Source organism: Duganella vulcania (assembly GCF_009857655.1).
Taxonomy (GTDB): domain Bacteria; phylum Pseudomonadota; class Gammaproteobacteria; order Burkholderiales; family Burkholderiaceae_D; genus Rugamonas; species Rugamonas vulcania.
The window spans coordinates 1-645 of the sequence record NZ_WWCX01000279.1 but is presented as its reverse complement, the minus strand read 5'-3'; the positions used below and the strand labels follow the sequence as shown (position 1 = coordinate 645).

General features: G+C 73.0%; 1 pseudogene. It reads left to right on the top strand.

Annotated features, from left to right (window positions below):
• Window positions 1-645, top strand: a pseudogene (locus GTP90_RS35970) (hypothetical protein); the annotation flags it as partial.

Below are 645 nucleotides of genomic sequence, written 5' to 3'. Positions count from 1 at the left end.
TGGCCCGCTTCGTCACGCGCTGGGGCGGCGCCGCCGCCATCGCCAACGCCGGCACCACCTTCATCAACGACAGCAGCGCGATCGACGTGTCGGCGCGCGGCGCGGCCGGGCAGGGCGGCACCGCCGTGGTCTGGTCGCAGGACACCACCACCATGCTGGGCGCGCTCAAGGCGACCGGCGCGGCCGCCGGCGGCGCGGTGGAGATTTCGTCCAAAAACGATTTGCGCTCGATCGGCCTGGACAAGGTAACGGTCGGCGCCGGCGGCCAGCTGCTGCTCGATCCGAAGAACCTGATCATCCGGGCCGACGCCGGCCAGTGGACCTACCAGGCCATCATCGGCGCCGGCCGCAGCGGCGGCGGCAACGTCAATGTCGGCGGGCTGGATTCCGGCGACGCCTACGGCGCCGGTGTGGCGCTGAGCGCCTCCGGCACCCAGCTGGCGGTGGGCGCGCCCAACGACGCCGGCCAGGACAACGCGACCAGCGCCGCCGGCGCGGTGCGCCTGTACACCTTCACCAACGACAGCTTCGGCGGCGCCATGCTGCGCGGGACGCTGGGCGCCGGCTACACCGGCAACGGCAACATCAATGTCAGCCTGCCCGCCAACGCGCTGTTCGGCGCCAGCGTCGCGCTCAGCGGCGACG